The organism is Pseudomonas corni, assembly GCF_057128765.1.
The window spans coordinates 208,594-227,271 of the sequence record NZ_JBSKHW010000005.1; the positions used below are offsets into that span (position 1 = coordinate 208,594).

Sequence of the window (18,678 nt, forward strand, 5' to 3'; positions counted from 1 at the left end):
GGCCGGACACAGGAGCGAGACCTTTTGGTTACTTTTGCGGCGTTTGGCAAAAGTGGCGCGCCGTAAGGGCGCAACCAATATCAGCACCACCAAAGATAACGGATATGCACACAATCCGAGGCGTGTCAGACCCACCGCGATCGCAGCCTTCGGCAGCTCGGCAGCTCCTACAAGGGGCCGCGTGATCCGTGGGAATCCGGCCCCGCAATCCAAGCAGCGTCAGTTCAGGGGAAGGTCTTGTACGCCATAAAAAAGCCCCACATCTCTCGATGCAGGGCTCTTCTCAAACAACAGCGCAGCTAGAACATCAAACCACCGCAGTCTGCCCGCTCATGGCCAGATCCAGCAGCTCACGGTTTGCCACGGCGTACATCGCGTAGTCATTACCGCTCGCCGCCCGCAACTCAACCAGCATCGCGCGCCAGCGCTCGACCATCGGCAGATGTTGCTCCAGCCAGACATCCAGACGCTCCTCGACATCCGCAGGACCATTGGCCATCTGCAGCACCGACACCGTAATCGCCCGCTGTTGCCAGTCGATATCATCACGGAACGCTTCACGGGCCAAGGCCTGCCAGTTGTTCTCAACCGGCAGCGAACTGATCTGTTGCAGATACCACGTCACGTCCAGCGAACTGCCTACCGCGAAGTACACCTTCGCCACATCAGCCGCATTCTGGCCAGTGACGTCGGACGCTTCGATGATCGGCAGCAGCGTATACAAATGACTGGTGCCCGCGACCATCCGCGCCAGCAATTCAGGCACGCCAGCTTCTACGTACTCCTTGTAACGCGCCTGCCAGACCTCACGGGTCGGGCCTTCCAGCAGTTCGTCGAGTTTCAGGCCCAGTGCTGCGATGTGCGGACCGAAGTGCGCCACATCGCGGCCTGCGTCCAGCTCGTTGCGACGGCTGCGCAGGAACCAGCGCGTGGCGCGACGGCCCAGACGCATCAGTTCGTCCATCAGCGACAGCTGGATTTCGGCCGGAACCTTGTAGTCCAGCGCCTCGATCTGACGGAACCAGTGCGGCAGGTGGAAAATATCCCGCACGATCACATACGCACCGGCCACGTTGGCAGCACTCATGCCGGTGGACTCTTTGAGCCGCTGCACGAAGGTGATGCCCATGTGGTTCACCAGATCGTTGGCGATCTGGGTGCTGACGATTTCGCGCTTCAGACGGTGACGACGCATGGACTCAGAGTACTTCGCGCCCAATGAAGGCGGGAACGCGGTTTCCATGTCGCGAGCCAGGTAATCGTCGTCCGGCACGCGGGATTCGAGCAGCGCTTCGTTGAGGTCGATCTTGCTGTAGGAAATCAGCACCGACAGCTCGGCACGGGTCAGGCCTTTTTTCTCGGCAACGCGCTCCGCGATCTGATCTTCCGGCGGCAGGAACTCGATGGCACGGTCCAGCTTGCCGCGAGACTCCAGATCGCTCATCAGACGGCGATATTCGGCAATCCGCTCGTAGGCACGACGGGCTGCCAGGGACAGCGCCTGGGTCTGCTTGTAGTTGTTGCCGAGCACCAGATTGCCCACTTCGTCGGTCATGCTTTCGAGCAGCAGGTTGCGCTGCTTCTCGGTCATGTCGCCGGCCTGCACCACTTCGTTGAGCAGGATCTTGATGTTGACCTCGTGGTCCGAGCAGTCCACGCCCGCCGCGTTATCGATGAAGTCGGTGTTAGTAGCGCCGCCCAGCAGACCGAATTCAACCCGGCCCAGCTGAGTCATGCCGAGGTTACCGCCCTCGCCCACCACTTTGCAGCGCAGCTGATTGCCGTTGACCCGCAGCGCGTCGTTGGCTTTGTCGCCGACATCCGCGTGGCTTTCCGAGGTGGCTTTCACGTAAGTGCCGATGCCGCCGTTCCACAGCAGATCCACCGGCGCCTTGAGCAGCGCGTGCATCAGCTCGGTCGGCGTCAGCTTGTCCGCCTGGATGTCGAAGCGCTCTTTCATCTGCGGCGTGATGCTGATGCTTTTCAGGCTGCGCGGGAAAATACCGCCGCCTTCAGACATCAGGCTTGCGTCGTAATCGGTCCACGCTGAACGCGGCAGATCGTACAAACGACGACGCTCGGCGAAGCTGGTAGCAGGGTCCGGATTAGGGTCGATGAAGATGTGCAGGTGGTTGAACGCAGCGACCATCTGCAGCTTGTCGGACATCAACAGACCGTTGCCGAACACGTCGCCGGCCATGTCGCCGATGCCGATTACGGTGGTGGTGTCCTGCTGAACGTTAATGCCACGCTCACGGAAGTGACGCTGCACCCCGACCCACGCGCCCTTGGCGGTGATGCCCATTTTTTTGTGGTCGTAGCCTGCCGAACCGCCCGAGGCAAACGCATCGCCCAGCCAGAAGCCGTAGTCGATGGCGATGCCGTTGGCGATGTCGGAGAAAGTCGCGGTGCCTTTGTCGGCAGCCACCACCAGGTACGGATCATCATCGTCGTGACGCACGACGTTGACCGGCGGTACCAGTTCGCCTTCTTTCAGGTTGTCGGTGATGTCCAGCAGACCGGAAATGAAGATGCGGTAGCAGGCGATCCCTTCCGCCTGAATGTCGTCGCGGCTGCCACCCAGCGGCAAGCGACGGGGCAGGAAACCACCCTTGGCGCCCACAGGCACGATGACCGAGTTCTTCACATGTTGGGCTTTGACCAGGCCCAGCACTTCGGTGCGGTAGTCTTCTTCACGGTCAGACCAGCGCAAACCGCCACGGGCGACGTTACCGAAGCGCAGATGCACGCCTTCGACACGAGGCGAGTATACGAAGATTTCAAACTTCGGCACCGGCTTGGGCAATTCGGGAATCAGGCGCGGGTTGAACTTGAAGCTGAAGTAGCTCTTGTTCTGACCGTTGGCGTCGGTCTGGTAGAAGTTGGTGCGCTGTGTGGCTTTGATCAGGTCCAGATAGCGACGCAGGATCCGGTCTTCGTTGAGCACCTGAACGTCGTCCAGTGCAGTCAGAATCGCCTGTTCCAGACGCTGCTGTTTGTCGTCCAGGTCTTCGCTGGTCAACTTGCGGGCGAGGTAGAAACGGGTCTTGAACAGACGCGTCAGCTCACGGGCAATGTCAGTGTGGTTGTTCAGCGTGCTGGCGATGTAACCCAGGTCGAAGCCCAGACGAATCTGCTTCAGGTAACGCGCATACGCACGCAGCAGCGCCACATCGCGCCACGGCAAGCCGGCCGTCAGCACCAGACGGTTGAACGCGTCGTTCTCGGCATCGCCACGCACGATATGCACGAAAGCGTCCTGCAGCGTGTCGTTGAGCTGCTGGATGTCGAGGTTCAGGCCTTCGCCCGCGGTGAACGCGAAGTCGTGAATCCAGAACTCGCGCCCACTCTTCTGACGCAGGCGGTAGGGGAATTCACCCAATACGCGCAGGCCGAGGTTTTCCAGAATCGGCAGCACGTCGGACAGCGCCAGCGGGGTGTCGGCGTGGTACAGCTTGCAATGCAGCTGCGCCTTGTCGCCCGACAACGGCTGATAAAAGCTCATGACCAGCGGGTTGGCTTCGCTCAGGTTGAGCAGGTGCTGCATGTCGACGACAGCCGAGTGCGCGGCAAAACGCTCGCGGTAGCCTGCCGGGAAACCTTTCGGGTAATCGGCGAGTACGCTGGTGCCGTGGGCTTCGCCGAAGCTTTCGACGACCAGGCTGGCGTAGTCGTCTTTCCACGACCGGCACGCCTGGATCACTTCGTTTTCCAGTTGCTGCGGGTCGATGTCCAGGGTGACTTTCGGGTCAACGCGCAGGATCAGTTGCACGCGCGCCAGCACGGACTCGGAGAAGAAGGTCCAGAATTCGCAATCGCTGGCCTTCAGGCGCTCCATCAGCACTTGCTGGATTTTCTGGCGCACTTCAGTGGAGTAGACGTCCCGCGGCACATAGGCCAGGCAGTAGCAGAAGCGGCCGTACGGGTCTTTGCGCAGGAACACGCGGATCTTGTTGCGCTCCTGAATCTGCACGATCGACATCACGGTGCTGAACAGCTCGTCCACCGGGGTCTGGAACAGATCGTCACGGGGCAGGACTTCAACCACCTGCGCCAGCTCTTTGCCCAGGTGCGCCTTGGGATGGAAGCCCGAACGGCGCTCGACTTCAGCCACCTTGCGGCGGATGTACGGAATCTCCCGCACGCTCTCGCCATACACCGACGAGGTGTAAAGGCCCATGAAGCGGCACTCTTTGATGACTTTGCCGTTGGCGTCGATCTGACGAATCGACACGTAATCCGGGTAAGCCGGACGGTGAACACGGCTCGGGTGCGCGGCCTTGGCGAACGACAACAGCGTCGGTTCGTTAAGGTAGTTGACCGCGTAGCCTTCGATCTGCAGCTCTTCAGCGGTGAGTCCAGCGCGCAACAGCTTGGTCAGGCCCAGGAATGAGGCGGGATCGTAGGTCAGCTGACCGCCATCGCCGTCACCGCTGACCTGGAATTCTTCGTAGCCGAGGAAGGTGAAGTGGTTGTTTTCCAGCCATTCCAGGAAGGCCTTGATCTCGGCTTTTTCTTCTGGATCGACGCTGTATTGGGTAGTGTCGATACCGGCCAGTAGCTCATTGAGCTTGGCTTTCATCGGTTCGAAATCTTCTACCGCTACCCGCACTTCACCGAGCACTTGCTCGAGTTCGCGGGCCAATACGTTCAGCTCGGCCGCATTCGCGCAGCGGTCGATTTCCAGATACATCAGGGATTCTTGCAGGACATCTTCGCCGGTGGTGCCTTTTGGCAGCAGTTCGACCAGTTGGCCTTTGGCGTCGCGGCGCACACTCAATACGGTGGTTTGCAGAGTGTGGATGCTGTAGCCGCGGCGGTTGAGTTCGGTGCGAACCGAGTCCACCAGGAAGGGAAGATCGTGATGCAGCACTTCAACGGCGGTGTGGGTCGATTGCCAGCCGTGGCGCTCGTAATCAGGGTTGTAGACCCGCACTTGCGGGCTGAAGTGTTCAAAGCGCTCAAGCAAACGCCAGGCAGAAAGGGTGCAACCTGCCAGATCGGAGAGCCGACGCTGGGTCAGCTCGTCCAGGGAAATGATGCCGAAGAATTGCTCAGCGAACAGCGCCACTTGTGGCAGTGCCTGCTCGTTGATGTGCTGGGCCAGTGCCGCTTGCAGTTGGTGCTGAAAGTCGGACTTGCTGGCTGCGGTGAAGAACGCCATCTTTGGTACTCCGCTTGGGCTTTTATATACGGTCTTAGGAGAGATGCGTGGTGCCGGGTCGAGTGTCACGTTTGCGCCTGTTCGATGATAGTCAGCAAAACGTGACAGCGAGCAGAGCGTATCGCTTTGCTTAAGTACTAACGCTTGTCGTGTGTGCGTCGTCACATCTGCATGACCCCAATGTTCCTCAGCAGAGCGTCGCCCAGGCAGGCTCGACTCTACACCGGTTCATCTGCTGCGCAGCTTAACGACAGCAGCATCGCAGCTGCTTGCGGTGCTGCGACATATTCGGACATCGGGTTGCTACCGAATGTTGCAAATGGACTGGCTGCGCGACGAACCCTGTAGGAGCGCGCTTGTTCGCGAGGCGTCGTACCTGACACACCGAGGCGCTTTCCCTCGCCAACAAGTTGGCTCCTACAGAATGACGGCAAGCCCTGCCCCTGTAGGAGCGAACTTGTTCGCGAGGCGTCGTACCTGACCCACCGAGGCGCTTTCCCTCGCCAACAAGTTGGCTCCTACAGAATGACGACAATCTCTGAGCCTGTAGGAGCGAACTTGTTCGCGAGGCGTCGTACCTGACCCACCGAGGCGTCCTCCCTCGCCAACAAGTTGGCTCCTACAGAAGCACGGCGACCCCCGACCCTGTAGGAGCGCGCTTGCCCGCGAGGCGTCGTACCTGAACCACCTAGGCGCTTTCCCTCGCCAACAAGTTGGCTCCTACAGAAGCACGGCGACCCCCGACCCTGTAGGAGCGCGCTTGCCCGCGATGGCGGTGGGTCAGATAGATGATCGGCGGCAGGCAAACCTTTCGCGGGCAAGCGCGCTCCTACAATGGATCAGCGCAGAGGCAAAAATCTGCGAACACTGGCAAAATCGCGCTCAGGCCCCCGCTCCCAAAGGATTAGTCCCATGCACATGACCACCGACAGCTTCATCTATAACCCCTGCGACGAGGAAGAAGATGACATGGCGCTGGCGTGTTGCCATGGAGCAAACGGCGACTTGTTCATGCTGGCGCGCTTCCCGGACGAAGACGAAGTCGACATCACCGTCCGTGACGACACCATCCATGTGGACTCGAAGCTGATCGTGACCTTCGGCGCAGACCGCATGCTGCTGGAGATCGACGCCGCTGACGCCGGGCCGTTAGGCGGTGAGACCTCCTTCGAGATCGCTCACAACACGCCAGCGAGCGAACTGGCCGAGCTGGCTGCAACGCTGCGCATCATCCTGCAAGGCGTTGGCACCTTCGTGAGTGAGGTTGGGTAATCCCCGCGCCCCTTCTGTAGGAGCGAACTTGTTCGCGAGCCGAAACATCTGGCACACCCCGAAGCCGCGCTCGCCAACAAGTTGGCTCCTACAGACCATTTCACAGCTTTGCGTAGGCATTCCCTGAATTTCCCGTAAAAACCCCCTTCCCCGTTAGTCGCCAGCCCCCGGATGGATTAAAGTAACGCCCCCAGCTTCGGTGCCGTTTTGGCGCTGCTGCGAACTCTGCCAGGAACCGTCATCGATGGAACATCGTGAAGCGTTGATCGCGCTGCGAACCTTTCTTTCAACTCAGATTCTCGGGCAGGAGAAACTGGTTGAACGGCTCCTGATCGCCCTGCTCGCCGACGGCCACATGCTGGTCGAAGGCGCCCCCGGGCTGGCCAAGACCAAAGCGATCAAAGAGCTCGCCGAAGGCATCGAAGCACAGTTTCATCGCATCCAGTTCACCCCCGACCTGTTGCCCGCCGACATCACCGGCACCGAAATCTATCGTCCGGAAACCGGCAGCTTCGTCTTCCAACAGGGGCCGATCTTCCACAATCTGGTGCTGGCCGACGAAATCAACCGCGCTCCGGCCAAGGTCCAGTCGGCATTGCTCGAAGCCATGGCCGAACGTCAAGTGAGCGTCGGTCGCAGTACCTACGATCTGTCGCCGCTGTTTCTGGTGATGGCGACGCAAAACCCGATTGAGCAGGAAGGCACCTATCCGCTGCCCGAAGCTCAGCTCGACCGCTTCCTGATGCACGTCAAGATCGGTTTCCCCGATGCATCGGTGGAGCGCAAGATCCTCGCCCAGGCCCGCGGTGAAGCGCTCAATGGCGAAACCAAGCCCGAACGCCGGGTGAGTCAGCAAGCGATTTTTGCCGCGCGCAAGGAAATCCTCAATCTGTACATGGCCGACGCCGTCGAGGAATACCTCGTACAACTGGTGATGGCGACGCGCACCCCGGCCAAGTTCGACCCTGAGCTGGCCGAGTGGATTGCCTACGGCGCCAGCCCGCGCGGCTCGATCTCCCTTGATCGCTGCGCCCGTGCCCACGCCTGGCTGGCTGGCCGCGACTTCGTCAGCCCCGAAGACATTCAAGCCGTGCTGTTCGATGTTTTGCGTCACCGGGTCATCCTGTCGTTCGAAGCAGAAGCGGCGGGCGTTGATCAGGACAAAGTGATTCAACGCGTGCTCGATGTTGTGGCCGTCGCCTGACCCATGCAGCCCTATCTGATTTCCCAACCGGGCATTCGCGTCAGCCTCGCCGAGCTGATCGAAATGCGCCATCGCGTGCGGGAAGTTCAGCTGTTTTCCACCCCTAGCCGCCGTAGCCCTTTGATTGGCCTGCACCACTCCAAGCTGCGCGGCCGTGGCGTGGACTTCGATCAGGTGCGCGTCTATCAGGCGGGCGATGACGTGCGCACCATCGACTGGCGCGTCACGGCACGCACCCAAGAGCCACACACCAAGCTGTTTCACGAAGAGCGCGAGCGGCCGATTTTCATCATGGTCGAGCAAAGCCGACGATTGTTTTTCGGCTCCGGGCTGATGTTCAAATCAGTGATGGCGGCTCAGGCAGCTGCGCTGGTGGGATGGGCTGCGCTCGCGCATAACGACCGGGTCGGCGGGCTTGTGTTCGGCGACAACGAACACTACGAAATCAAACCGCGCCGCAGCAAACAGAGCCTGTTGCAGCTGCTTAACAGGCTGGTGCGGGTCAATCAGTCGCTGCACACCGAGGCCGTGGCCGACCGCGATACTTTCGGCATTGCCCTGCGCCGAGCCCGGGAAGTGCTACGGCCCGGCAGTCTGGCCATCATTTTGTGCGACGAACGCGCGCTTTCCGACTCTGCCGAGCAGCAACTGTCGCTGCTGTCCAAGCATTGCGACCTGCTGTTGCTACCGATTTCCGACCCACTGGACCACGCCCTGCCCGCTGCCGGTTTGCTGCGTTTCGCCGAGCGCGGTGCGCAACTGGAACTCGACACACTCAACCCGGACCTGCGCCAGACCTATCGCGCTCAAGGCGAAGCACGCCTTGCGCGCTGGGAACGGCTGGCGCAAAAGCTGCGGGTGTTGCTGATGCCGCTGAGCACACAGCGCGAAATGGTCGAGCAACTGCGTGAATACCTCAACGCGCAGCACCCGGTAAAACAGAAATGAACCCGCTGGATCAGCTGCACCCCCTGGTCCTCCCCGAGGCCGTGGGCGCCTGGCCGCCCGCGCCCGGTTGGTGGCTGCTGCTGATTCTGATCCCGGCATTGGCGTATGGCGCCTGGCGCGGGCGGCATCTTTTGCCGCGTAAAGCCCCTCGCCCCAGCGATGAGCAACCCCTGGACCCACTGCGCCAAGCCGCGCTGGAAGAACTGGCGCGCATGCCAAAACCTTACGACGGGGCGCCTGCCGGAGCCTGGCTGCAGCAAATCAACGGTCTGCTCAAACGCCTTTGCCGCAATCATTACCCCTACAGCCAGAGCCATACCCTGAACGGGCGCAAGTGGCTGGCGTTTCTGGATAACCGCTGCCCTGCTGCGGGCCTGACGCGCTGGATGATCCTCGTGGAAGGCGCCTACAAGCCGGAGTGCAAACTCGACGACAAAGCCATCAACGGTCTGACGCAGTCCGTCGACACCTGGATTCGCAAGCATGTTTGAGTTCGCCTGGCCGTGGGTCTTTCTGGTCCTGCCACTGCCATGGATCATGCGCTTTGTGCTGCCTCCAGCGGACAGTGGCGAGGCAGCGCTGAAAGTCAGTTTCCTCAGCGAACTCGAAGGCATGGCCGGGCGCCGAGCGCGTGCCAACCTGCCCGGGTGGCGTCGACAACTGCCCTTCGTCTGCCTCTGGTTGCTGCTTCTTATCGCTGCCGCACGTCCGCAATGGCTGGGCGACCCGTTACCTATTGCCGCCAGCGGTCGGGATTTGCTGGTGGCAGTGGACGTCTCCGGGTCAATGGATTATCCGGACATGACCTGGAAGAACGACGAGGTCAGTCGTCTGGCGCTGGTCAAGCTGCTGATGGGCGACTTCCTTGAGCATCGTCAGGGTGATCGGATCGGTCTGATCCTGTTCGGCAGTCAAGCGTATCTGCAAGCCCCGCTGACCTTCGACCGGCACACCGTTCGGGTCTGGCTGGACGAAGCGCGCATCGGCATCGCCGGAAAAAACACCGCCATCGGCGACGCCATCGGGCTGGCGCTCAAACGCTTGCGCCTGCGCCCAGCACAAAGCCGCGTGCTGATACTGATCACCGATGGCGCCAACAACGGCGGACAGATCGACCCGGCCACGGCGGCACGGCTCGCCGCGCAGGAAGGCGTGAAGATCTATCCCATAGGCATCGGCGCCGACCCGGACAAAGGAGTCGCCAGTGTCCTCGGCCTGAACCCGAGCCTGGACCTGGACGAACTGTCACTCAAGGAGCTGGCCGACATCACCGGCGGGCAGTACTTCCGCGCCCGCGACGGCGCCCAGCTGGAAAAGATCGGCGACATCCTCGACAAGCTGGAACCGGTCACGCAACAACCGACGCAAGCCCGCCCCGCCCTCGCGCTCTATCACTGGCCGCTGGGCGCCGCGCTGCTGTTGAGCGTGTTGCTGGTGATTCATGAGCGCTGGCCGAACAACCCGTTTTACCGGTTTTTGGCCCGCCAACCTGCCCTGCGCGCCAGCCCGCAATGGCGTCAGCGTTTCAAGCGGCTGGGGAGACGTCGATGATCGCGCTCTGGCCGCACTGGTTTCGCCCTTGGTGGCTGCTGATCCTGCCGTTGCTCGGCTGGCTGCTGTGGCGGCTGTGGAACCGGCAAAAACGCATCGGGCGCTGGCAGATGATCTTGCCCATCGCCTTCCATTCGGTATTGCTCAACGGCGGCAGCGGGCGTGAAAGCAAATTGCCGTGGATTGCCATGGGTTTCGGTTGGGCCCTGGGCCTGCTGGCACTGCTCGGACCAGGCTGGCAAAGAGTCGAACAGACCAGCCAGAAGCCGGTCGATCCGCTGGTGGTGATGCTGGAACTGACCCCGGAAATGCTCGCTGCCGACAGCCCCCCGACACGGCTGGAACAGGCTCGGCGCAAGCTGATGGACCTGCTTCAGGCGCGCAGCGATTCGCAGACCGCGATTATCGTGTACGCCGGCAGCGCCCATACGCTGGTGCCGCTGTCGGACGATCTGGCGACCAGCAAAAACCTGCTGGACGCGATCAAGCCGTCGATCATGCCAGAGAGCGGTCAGCGCGCGGATCTGGCGGTGAAAAAAGCCCTTGATCTGCTCAAGCAAGGTGCCCTGGGCCAAGGCCGCTTGTTGCTGGTTGGCTCATCGCTCACCGAACAGGAACGCCAGGGCATTCGTCTGGCCATGAGCGGTCACCCGCAACCGTTACTGATCATGGGGGTGGGCACCGCTGAAGGCGCCCCGGTGGCGCAGGACAAAGGCGGTTTTCTCAAGGACGCTCAAGGCGCGATTCTGCTGCCGCGTCTGGACAGCGCCAGCCTGAAGGACTTCGCCGAACAGTTCGACGGGCGCTACAGCTCGCTGCGCATGGACGATCAGGACCTGCGCGACCTGGGTTTGCTCGACAGCCCGAAAAACATCCTCAGCGATGGGCAGATGGTGCAGCTCGACACCTGGGCCGATCAGGGTTACTGGCTGCTGCTGCCACTGTTGCTGTTGGCGGCCTGCGCCGGGCGACGGGGCTGGGTGTTGTGCCTGCCGTTGCTGTTCATGATTCCGCAAAACAGCTACGCCTTCGACTTCAAGGACCTGTGGCTGCGTCCTGATCAACAAGGTCAACGCCTGCTTGAGCGCCATCGCCCAGTCGAAGCAGCACGTCACTTCGAGGACCCGCAGTGGCAAGGCATCGCGCTTTATGAGGCGGGGGACTACTCCGGCGCCGCTCAGCGCTTCGCACAAGGCAGCAGCGCCGCCGACCACTACAATCGCGCCAATGCACTGGCAAAAAGTGGCGAACTGGAAGCCGCGCTGGATGCCTATGATCAAGCGCTGGACCGGCAACCCGAGTTCCCGGCCGCCACGGCCAATCGCGCGCTGGTACAAAAACTTCTTGAGCAGAACCCACAACCGGCAGTTGAAGACACCGGCAAGGGCAAGAATGAAGGCGACGATGACGGCGACAATCCGCGCAGCGGCGCCGTCGATGAACACAACAATCAACAGACCCCGCCCCAGGCCGGGGAGGAAAACAGCCCCGGCAGTCAGCAGGAGGTGTCCGGCGGTAACGAAGCGCCCGGCTCGCCACTGGATGAAGACGAGACCACTCGCGCACCCATGAAACCTGCGGACAGTGCCCTCAGCGGCGAGCAACAGCAGGCACTCGAGCAATGGTTGCGGCAGATACCGGACGAACCGGGAGAACTGCTGCGACGCAAATTCTGGTACGAACAACAGCAGCATCAGGAAAAGACCCCATGAGTCGTGTACCCCGCTTGGTCATCGCTTGGCTGCTGTGTCTGGTCGCGTTGTCGACCCAGGCCGCGACGGCGCCCGCGCTGCTCGCAAGCACCGACCGCACGCGGCTGAACACTGGGGAAACCGTCGAACTGACCCTGGAATCCAACGACCCGACGTTGTTCGGCAAGCCGGACATCAGCGTGCTCAGTACAGATTTCGATGTGCAGGGCACGCGTCAGGTCAATCGCTCGACGACGCTGGATGGCGCCACACAGGCCACCACTCGCTGGCTCATCACCCTGATGCCCAAACACAGTGGTTCGGTGGTCATTCCCGAACTGCAACTGGGGGAGATGAAAAGCCAGCCGATCACCTTGCAGGTGGTAGACGTTGCCCCGATCGCTAATCCACAGGAAGCAAAGCTGGCGCCGGTGTTCATTGAAGTCACGCTGGATCAGGACGCGGTCTACGTTCAGGCTCAGGCTGTGCTGACATTGCGGATCTACCATTCGGTGTCGCTGTTTGACGACAGCAACCTGACCCCGCTGCAAGTGCCCGAGGCACGGATCGAAAAGCTGGGGGAAACCCGGACCTATGAAAAGCTGATCAATAACGTTCGTCACGGCGTGATTGAGATGCGCTACGCGCTCTACCCCCAGCAGAGCGGTGAACTGGTAATCCCCCCGCAGGTGTTCAGTGCCACGCTGGTTCAGGACCTGCCCGCGCCAAATGCCCAGCAGGGACAGGCGCAAACCAATGACGTAAACCCGTTCGGGCCCAAGCCCGGCAAGTTGCTGCGCGTAACCTCCACGCCATTGTCGTTGCAGGTCAAACCGCAGCCAGCTAATTACCCGCCCAATACGCCATGGCTGCCCGCACGCAGTATCAATCTGACCGAAAGCTGGAGCCCGGAACCCGGCAAAAGCCAGGTGGGCGACTCACTGACACGTACCCTGACGCTGAAGGTCGAGGGGCTGTCGAGCGCGCAGTTGCCACCCTTGCCCGCCACCGAGGTCAGTGCGCTGCGGCGTTATCCTGATCAGCCAAAACTGGCGAACCTGGCCAGCGAGCGTGGGCTGATTGGTACCCGCGAGGAGCGCGAGGCGCTGGTGCCCAACCGCTCTGGCGCAATCGATGTGCCTGCGGTGGATCTGGTGTGGTGGAACACCCACGAAGATCATCTGGAACACAGCTCCCTGCCTGCCCGAACCTTGCAGATCAGCAGCAATCCGGCATTGGAAGTGGACACCCCGGTCAGCGACAACGGCGGCTTGATCGTCATGGGTCCGCCCGTCTGGCCTTGGCAATTGGCGACAGTGCTGCTGAGCTTCACCACCTTGCTGGGGTTCGGGCTGTGGTGGCGAGCGCGCTGGCAACCGGCGCTGGCTCGTGTGGCTCAGGCAGGCCCCAGCCCGCGCTCGGTGCTGGATGATCTCAAGCGCGCAAGCCTTGCCAACGACCCCCACGCGACACGGCAGGCACTCGATGCCTGGGCGCGCCAACAACCGGAAACCCTGGCCGACATGGCCGCCCGCTTCGTGCCGCTGTCCGATGCTTTGGATGGGCTCAATGGTGTGCTGTACAGCGAAACCGAAAAATTATGGCTGGGCGAAGACTTGTGGCGCGCGGTCAAAGCACTGCCCGCCATCGAACGCCCGCAGGACACCAGCGGCGACAACAGCCTGCCGCCGTTGTACCCGAAGTGATGGTGACGACAATCACTAGTGGGAGGGAGCTTGTTCGCGATGCAATCGCTGACGCGCCAAAGACTCGATCACGCGCGAACGATGAACACCCTGTGGGAGCGGACCTGTCCGCGAAGCAATATGACTGACACACCGCGCTGACCCTTTCGCCAACAAGTTGGCTCCTACAGAGCCAGTTGCCTTATCGCACTCAAGCAAGGACCCCCAATGCGTTTGTTCCACACCTCCGACTGGCACCTTGGCCAAAACCTTCACGGCCAGGAGCGCGACTTCGAACACGCAAGCTTCCTCACCTGGTTGCTGGCGCGTCTGGCCGAGCGCGCCCCGGATGTGCTGCTGATTGCCGGAGACATCTTCGACACGGTCAACCCGCCGGTCAAAGCTCAGGAGCGGCTGTACGACTTCATCGTCAACGCCCACGAGCAACAACCCAAACTGACCATTGTGATGATCGCCGGCAACCACGACTCCGGTTCGCGCATCGAACTGCCCGCGCCATTGATGCGCCGCTTGCGCACCCACGCCCTGGGCCGGGTGCTGTGGCTCGACGACGGCACCCTCGACGTCGAACGCCTGCTGCTGCCGTTGCCCGACGCCAAGGGAAAAATACGGGGCTGGTGCCTTGCCCTGCCCTTCCTGCGTCCGGCCGAAGTCACCGGCCCGACCCTGGGCGACAACTACCTGCGTGGCATTGGCCGGGTGCACGAACTGCTGATCGAAGCCGCCAACCTAAAGCGTGAACCGGGTCAGGCGCTGATTGCTGTCAGCCACGCGCACATGGCCGGTGGTTCGGTGTCGGAAGAGTCCGAACGCAGCCTGATCATCGGCAACGCCGAAGCCCTGCCCGCCAGCCTGTTCGGCGAGAGCATCACCTACGTCGCCCTCGGCCATTTGCACAAGCCGCAGCGGGTCAATGGTGAAGAGCGGATTCGCTACAGCGGCTCGCCCATTCCTCTGTCGTTTTCAGAAATCGGCTACCAGCACCAGATCCTTGAGATCAACTGCAAGGGCGACAAACTCACCAGCGTCGACACCCTGCTGATCCCTCGCGCGGTCAACCTGCAACGGGTCGGCCCTGCCCCACTGCCCGATCTGCTGATACAGCTCAAAGATCTGCCAGACATCGATCTGCTCGCCGACATCGACCGCCAACCCTGGCTGGAAGTGCGCGTGCGGCTGGACGAACCACAACCGGACCTGCGCAACCAGATCGAACTCGCCCTGCAAGGCAAAGCGGTGCGGCTGGTGCGCATCGCCGCCGAGTACGCGGGCAAAGGCGCCAACGGCCGCGACGACGATGGAGAAGGCTTGATCGAACTGGATCAGCTCAGCCCACAGGAATTGTTCAGCCGCGCCTGGCTCGACAGCTACGGCAATGAGGTCGACGAACAAACCCTCAAGGACTTCGCCGAACTGCTGCAAGACGTCCAGCTGGAGAGCGAACAGCCATGAAGATTCTCGCCATTCGCCTGAAAAACCTCGCTTCGCTGGCTGGCCCCTTCGAGCTGGATTTCACCGCCGAGCCACTGGCCAGTGCAGGATTGTTCGCCATCACCGGCCCGACCGGCGCGGGCAAAAGCACATTGCTGGACGCGTTGTGTCTGGCGCTGTTCGGGGCGATTCCACGCCTGAACAACGTCGGCCAGTCGAAAGTCCCGGAGATCGATGGCGACATCGGCACCAGCGACCCGCGCAACCTGCTGCGTCGCGGCACCGGCAGCGGTTACGCCGAGGTGGATTTCGTCGGCATCGATAAGCGTCGTTATCGCGCGCGCTGGGAAACCAACCGCGCCCGGGACAACGCCAGCAAAAAGCTGCAAGCCAGCCGTCAGACCCTGACCGACCTGGACAGTGAGCAAATCCTCAGCCAGAACAAAACCGATTACAAACCGTTGCTCGAAGCGCGGCTGGGCCTGAATTTCGAGCAATTCACCCGCGCCGTGATGCTGGCGCAAAGCGAGTTCAGCGCTTTCCTCAAGGCCGACGACCGCGAGCGCAGCGAACTGCTGGAAAAGCTCACCGACACGGCCATTTACAGTCAGCTCGGCCGTCGTGCGTACAGCAAGGCTAGCGAAGCGAAAAAAGCCTGCGACGACCTGAACCTGCTGGCGACGGGCGTCACTCCCATGGACGCCGAACAACGGGCGGAGCTCGAACAGCGCTTCAACGACGCACAGCAGCAACTGAAAACCCAGCAATCCCGGCAGCGTCAGCTGGAACTCAAGCAGCAATGGCTGACCGAGCTGCACCGCCTGCGCGATGAACATTTGAGCGCCTCCGAACACTTGAGCAGCGCCCAGCAGGATTGGGACGCACAAGTCAGTCAGCGGCAGATGCTTGGGCAGCTCGAACGCCTCGCGCCCCAGCGCCATCTGTTCGCGCTGCGTAAGAAGCTCGATGGGCAGATCAACCCGCTCAACGCGCTGATTGAACAACACACGCAGCGGCAAACCGAACTGCACACCCGCCAGACATCCCTGGATGACGCGCTGCTCGCCGCACAAACCAGCCTGCAAACGGCGCAGGCGCAGCAGACCTCGGCAGCGCCGCTGCTGCGTCAGGCCTTCGAGCAGCAAAGCAACCTGACGCACCTGAACACGGCGTTGCAGGAGGTCACCGAACAGGCCCGCGCCGCTGAACAAACAAGCGCCGAAGGTCAGGCCGCGCTTGATCGCCTGAGCGAGCAACAACGCGCACTCGATCAACGCTTGCAGTCGATCGCCACCCAGCTGGAACACAGCGCCGTACTCGCACCTTTGAGTCAGGCGTGGCCGGCCTATCGCGGACGTTTACAGCAAACCGTGGCCCTCAGCGCGCGACTCAAAAAGGGCCGCGAAGAGCTGCCGCTGCTGGAACAGAATGCCACCCGCGCAGAGCAGCAAGTAACCGAACGCCGCAGCGCGCTCGATGAGCTGTACCGCGACGCGCAGGTCAAGGCCGATGCCGTCAACGAAGAAATCCAGCGCCTGAGCCAATTGCTGCAGGACAACCGCCAGCAGCACAGCGCGAACGATTCGCTGGACCGGCTGTGGCAGCGCCATCTGGACCTCGATACCCGGATGCGCAATCTCCAGCTTCAGCAACAACAGGCCACTGACCGCCGCGCGCAAAGTATCGCGCAGGGTTTGCAGCTCAAGACCGAACACGAGGCTGCGTCGCAGGCGATGACTGTCACCGTCGAGCTGCTGCAACGTCAGCGCCTTGCTCGCAGCGCCAGCGTTGAGCAACTGCGCGAACAGTTGATTGATCAGCAACCCTGCCCGGTGTGCGGCAGCGAAGAGCATCCGTATCACCAGTCCGAAGCGCTGCTGCAGGCGCTGTCTGGGCATGACGACGGCGAAGAAACCGCCGCCCGCCTCAAGGTCAGCCAGCTCAGCGACAAGCTCACCGAGCTGCGCGTTGAGGTGACCGAGCTCAATAGTCAGCTCAAGCAGTCCAAGCCGCAGCTTGAACAATTGGCCGAGCAATTGGAAACACTCACGCCACAGCTGGAATCGCATCCCCTGCACCCGCGTTTGCTGGAGCAGCCCGAGCATCAGCGTGGCGACTGGCTGACTGAGCGCCTGCACACACTGGCGCAGGAGATTCTCGCCAGCGAGCAACGCCAAAGCCTGTTGCTCAAGGTCCAGCAACAGGCCGAGGGACTGCAACAACACGTGCAGACTGCTCGCGATGCCAGCACCCAGGCCATGAAGTTGCTGGACGATCAACAGCGCAACATCTCGCTGGACAACCAAGGATTCGAAGCCGCGTTGCAGGAGTTCGAGGCACTGCTGCCCACCGAAAGTCTGCCGCTGTGGCGTGAGTCAGCCACAGAAAGCTTCATGCAGCTGGATAACGACATCGCCTTGCGTCTTCAGCAACTCGACCAGCAAAAGGACGAGCAGCAGGAGCACAGCGAACGCGCGAAGAAAATCGAACTGGAGCAAGTGGCCCAGCTCAATCGCCAGCAGTTGCACGAACAACTCAAGCAGCGCCTGGAAACCAGTCACGCGCAGCATTTGGCCGGGCAGCAACGTTTGGCTCAATTGCTCGGCGAACAGGCCAGCGCCGAGCAGTGGCAGCAGCATCTAGAACAGGCCGTCGAACAGGCGCGTTCGGCGCAGAACAACGCCAGCGAAGCATTGCAGCAAGCCCGTGGGGAGCTGATCAAACTTGCGGCAGAGCTGGACGCCGAGCGCCAGCGGTTGCAAGGCCTTGAACAGGAAGTGTCCGAACTGGACCGACTTATCCTCGAATGGCGCACGGCCCACAGTGAACTCGACGACGCGGCGCTGGACGCCTTGCTGGGTTACACCGACGAGGCCGTCAGCCAGCTTCGTCAGCAATTGCAGCACAGCGAAAAATCCCTGGAGCAGGCGCGCGTACTGGTGCAGGAGCGTGAAAAACAGGTGCAGCAGCATCAGGCGCAACACGCAGACCTGACCGATGCGCCGCAGCTGGCAAGCGCGCTGCTTGAGGCGCAAAACCTGGCGGCGAGCCATGAACAACAATGCGCCGAACTGCGGGCTCAGTTGAGCGAAGACGACCGTCGGCGTAATGCCAACAGTGAGTTGCAGACACGGATTGCGCTGGCGGTGGCTGAATATCAGCGCTGGGGTCGCGTGAGCGCGTTGATCGGCTCGGCGACCGGCGACACGTTTCGCAAGATCGCTCAGGCTTACAATCTCGACTTGCTGGTGCATCACGCCAATGCCCAGCTCAAGCAACTGGTGCGGCGCTATCGTCTCAAACGCGGCGGCAGCATGCTCGGCTTGCTGGTGATGGATACCGAAATGGGCGACGAACTGCGTTCTGTGCACTCGCTGTCGGGTGGCGAAACGTTTTTGGTCTCGCTGGCACTGGCCCTTGGACTGGCTTCGATGGCGTCAAGCACGCTTAAAATCGAGTCGCTGTTCATCGACGAAGGCTTCGGCAGTCTCGATCCCGAGTCGTTACAACTGGCGATGGACGCACTGGATGGATTGCAGGCCCAAGGCCGTAAAGTCGGGGTGATCTCCCATGTGCAGGAGATGCACGAGCGCATTCCGGTGCAGATTCAAGTGCGTCGTCAGGGTAATGGCTTGAGCACGGTTGAGGTCAATAACGGATAATTCGAATTTTTTCACGCACGTAATGCCAGACGGTGTTCTGTGCAACGCT

General features: G+C 61.5%; 10 protein-coding genes. 9 read left to right on the plus strand and 1 reads right to left on the minus strand.

Translation table 11 applies throughout. The features are described 5' to 3' along the window. Window positions 1–307: 307 nt before the first annotated feature. On the minus strand, window positions 308–5,164 hold the full coding sequence (locus tag ACWKV9_RS11135; RefSeq protein ID WP_483836164.1) for an NAD-glutamate dehydrogenase: 4,857 nt from the start codon (window positions 5,162–5,164) through the stop codon (window positions 308–310). Between the two features lie 912 nt (window positions 5,165–6,076). Between ACWKV9_RS11135 and ACWKV9_RS11140 the strand changes: the two genes are divergently transcribed. The 9 genes from ACWKV9_RS11140 to ACWKV9_RS11180 all read left to right on the plus strand — a co-directional run bounded on the left by ACWKV9_RS11140 (window position 6,077) and on the right by ACWKV9_RS11180 (window position 18,629). Further along, entirely contained in the window at window positions 6,077–6,436 is a 360-nt protein-coding gene (locus ACWKV9_RS11140; RefSeq protein WP_483836165.1) for a hypothetical protein, read from the plus strand. Between the two features lie 244 nt (window positions 6,437–6,680). Then, complete coding sequence (locus ACWKV9_RS11145) at window positions 6,681–7,640, plus strand: AAA family ATPase (RefSeq protein ID WP_483836166.1); 960 nt, start codon at window positions 6,681–6,683, stop codon at window positions 7,638–7,640. Window positions 7,641–7,643: 3 nt separating this feature from the next. Then, window positions 7,644–8,588, plus strand: a complete 945-nt coding sequence (locus tag ACWKV9_RS11150; protein ID WP_483836167.1) for a DUF58 domain-containing protein — start codon at window positions 7,644–7,646, stop codon at window positions 8,586–8,588. After that, window positions 8,585–9,079 (plus strand): DUF4381 domain-containing protein, encoded by a 495-nt coding sequence (locus ACWKV9_RS11155; RefSeq protein WP_483836168.1) that lies wholly within the window; start codon window positions 8,585–8,587, stop codon window positions 9,077–9,079. Before ACWKV9_RS11150 ends, ACWKV9_RS11155 begins: the two co-directional genes overlap by 4 nt. Beyond that, window positions 9,072–10,139 (plus strand): vWA domain-containing protein, encoded by a 1,068-nt coding sequence (locus ACWKV9_RS11160; RefSeq protein ID WP_483836169.1) that lies wholly within the window; start codon window positions 9,072–9,074, stop codon window positions 10,137–10,139. The genes ACWKV9_RS11155 and ACWKV9_RS11160 overlap by 8 nt, the downstream gene beginning before the upstream one ends. Next, entirely contained in the window at window positions 10,136–11,851 is a 1,716-nt protein-coding gene (locus ACWKV9_RS11165) for a VWA domain-containing protein (protein ID WP_483836170.1), read from the plus strand. The genes ACWKV9_RS11160 and ACWKV9_RS11165 overlap by 4 nt, the downstream gene beginning before the upstream one ends. Further along, the gene (locus tag ACWKV9_RS11170; protein ID WP_483836171.1) at window positions 11,848–13,536 is read left to right on the plus strand and encodes a BatD family protein; all 1,689 of its coding nucleotides are present in this window, start codon (window positions 11,848–11,850) and stop codon (window positions 13,534–13,536) included. Before ACWKV9_RS11165 ends, ACWKV9_RS11170 begins: the two co-directional genes overlap by 4 nt. 207 nt (window positions 13,537–13,743) lie before the next feature. Next, on the plus strand, window positions 13,744–14,988 hold the full coding sequence (locus ACWKV9_RS11175) for an exonuclease SbcCD subunit D C-terminal domain-containing protein (protein WP_483836172.1): 1,245 nt from the start codon (window positions 13,744–13,746) through the stop codon (window positions 14,986–14,988). Beyond that, window positions 14,985–18,629, plus strand: coding sequence for an AAA family ATPase (locus ACWKV9_RS11180; RefSeq protein WP_483836173.1), 3,645 nt, complete (start codon window positions 14,985–14,987; stop codon window positions 18,627–18,629). Before ACWKV9_RS11175 ends, ACWKV9_RS11180 begins: the two co-directional genes overlap by 4 nt. The last annotated feature ends 49 nt before the right edge of the window (window positions 18,630–18,678 follow it).

What these genes read in the sequence shown, in the direction of transcription:
- ACWKV9_RS11175 (WP_483836172.1), top strand. Translation starts at nt 13,744, where the DNA reads ATGCGTTTGTTCCACACCTCCGACTGGCACCTTGGCCAAAACCTTCAC.
- ACWKV9_RS11135 (WP_483836164.1), bottom strand. Translation starts at nt 5,164, where the DNA reads ATGGCGTTCTTCACCGCAGCCAGCAAGTCCGACTTTCAGCACCAACTG.
- ACWKV9_RS11160 (WP_483836169.1), top strand. Translation starts at nt 9,072, where the DNA reads ATGTTTGAGTTCGCCTGGCCGTGGGTCTTTCTGGTCCTGCCACTGCCA.
- ACWKV9_RS11140 (WP_483836165.1), top strand. Translation starts at nt 6,077, where the DNA reads ATGCACATGACCACCGACAGCTTCATCTATAACCCCTGCGACGAGGAA.
- ACWKV9_RS11155 (WP_483836168.1), top strand. Translation starts at nt 8,585, where the DNA reads ATGAACCCGCTGGATCAGCTGCACCCCCTGGTCCTCCCCGAGGCCGTG.
- ACWKV9_RS11170 (WP_483836171.1), top strand. Translation starts at nt 11,848, where the DNA reads ATGAGTCGTGTACCCCGCTTGGTCATCGCTTGGCTGCTGTGTCTGGTC.
- ACWKV9_RS11150 (WP_483836167.1), top strand. Translation starts at nt 7,644, where the DNA reads ATGCAGCCCTATCTGATTTCCCAACCGGGCATTCGCGTCAGCCTCGCC.
- ACWKV9_RS11180 (WP_483836173.1), top strand. Translation starts at nt 14,985, where the DNA reads ATGAAGATTCTCGCCATTCGCCTGAAAAACCTCGCTTCGCTGGCTGGC.
- ACWKV9_RS11165 (WP_483836170.1), top strand. Translation starts at nt 10,136, where the DNA reads ATGATCGCGCTCTGGCCGCACTGGTTTCGCCCTTGGTGGCTGCTGATC.
- ACWKV9_RS11145 (WP_483836166.1), top strand. Translation starts at nt 6,681, where the DNA reads ATGGAACATCGTGAAGCGTTGATCGCGCTGCGAACCTTTCTTTCAACT.